The organism is Sinomonas sp. (assembly GCF_036848755.1).
Classification (GTDB): Bacteria; Actinomycetota; Actinomycetes; order Actinomycetales; family Micrococcaceae; genus Sinomonas.
Genome location: NZ_DAIUJO010000205.1, coordinates 1 through 3,250, shown reverse-complemented (window position 1 = coordinate 3,250; position 3,250 = coordinate 1). Strand labels below are relative to the sequence as shown.

4 protein-coding genes are annotated in these 3,250 nt (G+C 63.8%); 1 reads left to right on the top strand and 3 read right to left on the bottom strand.

The genetic code is table 11. From position 1 onward, the window contains the following. Both V7053_RS18440 and rfbB read right to left on the bottom strand, forming a co-directional pair. Positions 1-1,008, bottom strand: a 1,008-nt coding sequence (locus V7053_RS18440) for a dTDP-4-dehydrorhamnose 3,5-epimerase family protein (RefSeq protein WP_334173709.1), incomplete at its 3' end; no start/stop codon positions are given. Next, positions 1,005-2,003 (bottom strand): dTDP-glucose 4,6-dehydratase, encoded by a 999-nt coding sequence (rfbB, locus tag V7053_RS18435; protein WP_334173708.1) that lies wholly within the window; start codon positions 2,001-2,003, stop codon positions 1,005-1,007. The genes rfbB and V7053_RS18440, both read right to left, overlap by 4 nt. 56 nt (positions 2,004-2,059) lie before the next feature. Between rfbB and rfbA the strand changes: the two genes are divergently transcribed. Next, positions 2,060-2,920, top strand: a complete 861-nt coding sequence (gene rfbA / locus V7053_RS18430) for a glucose-1-phosphate thymidylyltransferase RfbA (protein WP_334173707.1) — start codon at positions 2,060-2,062, stop codon at positions 2,918-2,920. A 116-nt stretch (positions 2,921-3,036) separates the two neighbouring features. Here the strand turns inward: rfbA and V7053_RS18425 are convergent. Continuing rightward, the coding region (locus V7053_RS18425) for an LGFP repeat-containing protein (protein WP_443022667.1) at positions 3,037-3,250 on the bottom strand (214 nt) is incomplete at its 5' end.

Here is a 3,250-nt window from a genome sequence, read left to right as displayed (position 1 = left end):
GTAGTGGCGCGGGACGACCGATACCACGGCGTCGCCCGCGGCCTTCGTCTGCCCGTAGACGCCGAGAGGGGAGAACGGTTCGTCCTCTGGGTGGACCTCCGCCGTGCCGTCGAAGACATAGTCACTCGAGACATGGACGAGTGTGAGCCGGTGCTCGACGGCGACCCGTGCGAGCTGGGCGACGGCACTCACGTTGATGGCCCAGGCAGCCCGACGGCCCTCGGCCGTCTCGGCCTTGTCGACCGCCGTGTACGCGGCCGCGTTGATGATCGTCGAGTAGTTCTTCCAGTTCCGTCCCGTGTAGGCGCCAGGATCAGCCAAGTCGAACTCGTGGCGACCAACGAATTCAACGGTGGCATCGCCGTCGTACGCCTCTCGGAGGGCACGACCGAGCTGGCCGTCAGCGCCTAGGACGAGCGTCTTGCGGGGGGCCATCGGAGTGACGTCCGCAAGGCGGGGATGCGCGCGGTCTTTGTCAGAGAGCTCCGCGTGCTCGAGGGGGATGGGCCACGGGATCGAGACCGTCTCGTCGGAGAGATTGAGGAACGTGTACTGGCTCTGCGCGTCGGCGGACCAGTGGTCATTGACGAGATAGGTGTAGGCGGTGCCATCCTCGAGCGTCTGGAACGCGTTCCCGACGCCGCGAGGGATGAAGATCGCCTTCGAGGGGTCGAGTTCGGCCGTGAACACCGAGCCGAAGCTCGGGCCTTCGCGCAAATCGACCCAGGCACCGAAGATCCGCCCGGTGGCCACCGAGACGTATTTGTCCCATGGCTCGGCATGGATGCCCCGAGTCGTCCCGGCCTTCTCGTTGAAGGAGATGTTGTTCTGGACCGGACCGAAGTCCGGCATCCCGAGAGCCACCATCTTCTCCCGCTGCCAGTTCTCCTTGAACCAGCCGCGGTTGTCGCCGTGCACCGGGAGGTCGTAGAGGACGACGCCGGGAATGGGCGTCTCGTGCGCCGCGAGGGACTTGGAGAACTCGATGCCGTGCTCTGACGCCGTCATTGGCCCTGCTCCTTGTACTTCGCCTCGGTCTCGGCCTTCTGCGGACGCCACCAGGCCTCGTTGTCGCGGTACCACTGGACAGTAGCCTCCAACCCCGCTTCGAAGTCCTGGTACTGGGGCAGCCATCCCAGCTCCTTGCGGAGCTTAGTCGAGTCGATCGCGTAGCGCAGGTCGTGGCCGGGTCGGTCCACGACGTGATCGTAGGCGTCTGCCGGCTGTCCCATCGCCTTGAGGATGAGTTCGACGACGGACTTGTTGTCCTTCTCTCCATCCGCACCGATGAGATACGTCTCGCCGATGCGCCCCTTCTCCAGGATCGTCAGGACCGCCGAAGAGTGGTCGTCCGCGTGGATCCAATCCCGCACGTTCTCGCCCTTGCCGTAGAGCTTGGGCCGGATGCCGTCGAGGACATTCGTGATCTGGCGGGGGATGAACTTCTCCACGTGCTGATACGGGCCGTAGTTGTTCGAGCAGTTGCTGATCGTCGCCTGCAGGCCGAAGGAGCGCACCCACGCACGCACGAGGAGGTCCGAGCCGGCCTTCGTTGACGAGTAGGGGCTCGACGGGTTGTACGGAGTCTGCTCGGTGAAGCGTGCCGGGTCGCCGAGTTCGAGGTCGCCATAGACCTCGTCGGTGGAGATGTGATGGAAACGCGTGCCGTGCTTCCTCGCCGCTTCGATGAGCGTGTACGTGCCGACGATGTTCGTGTCCAGGAAGGGCCGTGGGTTGTGAAGCGAGTTGTCGTTGTGGCTTTCCGCCGCGTAATGGACGACGGCGTCTGCCGCACTGACGAGCTCGTCGACGAGGGCGGCATCACCGATATCCCCCTTGATGAAGCGGAACCGCTGCCCTGGGAGCCCCTTGAGGGACTCGAGATTGCCCGCATACGTCAGCTTGTCCAGGACCGTGACGTGGTGGTCCGTGTGGCTCAGGACATAGTGGACGAAGTTCGAGCCGATGAACCCGGCGCCGCCGGTGACGAGGAGTCGCTGCATGAGTCCTAAAATACCGGATTTGGCATGGGCACTCGGGCCTAGGGATCATGGGGAGCATGCGTGGAATCATCTTGGCAGGCGGCACCGGATCCCGGCTTCACCCGATCACACTGGGGGTGAGCAAGCAATTGGTTCCCGTGTACGACAAGCCCATGATTTACTATCCGCTCTCCACCTTGATCCTCGCGGGGATCAGGGACATCCTCGTCATCACTACACCGCACGACGCAGAATCCTTCGAGCGGCTCCTCGGCGATGGGTCCCGGTTCGGCATCAGCATCACCTATGTCCAGCAGCCCTCGCCTGATGGCCTCGCCCAAGCCTTCATCCTAGGAGAGGACCACATCGGCGCTGAGACCGTCGCGCTTGTCCTCGGTGACAACATCTTCTACGGGCCCGGTATGGGCACCCAGCTCCGGCGCCATGAGAACATCGATGGCGCTGCCGTCTTCGGTTACTGGGTCAAGGATCCGACCGCATACGGTGTGGTGGAGTTCGACGGCGGCGGCAAGGCGGTCTCGCTTGAGGAGAAGCCCGCAAAGCCGAAAAGCAACTACGCAGTCCCGGGACTCTACTTCTATGACAACGACGTCGTGGGGATAGCGAAGTCGCTCAAGCCCTCCGACCGCGGCGAGCTCGAGATCACGGATGTCAACCGGACCTACCTCGAGGCCGGGAAGCTGAAGGTCGAGGTGCTTCCTCGCGGCACTGCATGGCTCGACACCGGGACTTTCAGCGACCTCAACGACGCCTCGAACTTCATCCGGACTGTCGAGAATCGTCAAGGACTCAAGATCGGTGCGCCCGAGGAGATCGCGTGGCGCCTCGGGTTCCTCTCGGACGATGAGCTCCGTTCGCGGGCCGAACCCCTCGTGAAGAGCGGCTACGGGCGCTATCTGCTTGAACTGCTCGGCTGATCCGCCGGGCCGGGCCCAGCGGGCTCGACGAAAGGGAGGGGCCTTCCACCGCTTCGAGCGGTGGAAGGCCCCTCCCTTATGGCTTGTCTCGTCGGGACGTCGGCTGAACCTACATGTCAGCCCTTGATCCCTGAAGTGCTGCTCCAGGAGATCGTCCCGCCTTGGAACGACTGTGAGCACGAGCTCGCAGTGCTGTTGCACGTCTGGCCCGATGTCGGATATCCGTAACGGCCCCGTTCAGCGCCGGAGTTGAGCCAGTAGGTGCGGATCGGCCCGTTGGGCGAGAGCTGGGCTCCGGAAGCCTGGGACCAGATGATCGCGCCGTTCTGG

Bases quoted from the DNA above. Each gene is read 5' to 3' on its own strand.
- rfbB (WP_334173708.1), bottom strand. From the start codon at position 2,003: ATGCAGCGACTCCTCGTCACCGGCGGCGCCGGGTTCATCGGCTCGAAC.
- rfbA (WP_334173707.1), top strand. From the start codon at position 2,060: ATGCGTGGAATCATCTTGGCAGGCGGCACCGGATCCCGGCTTCACCCG.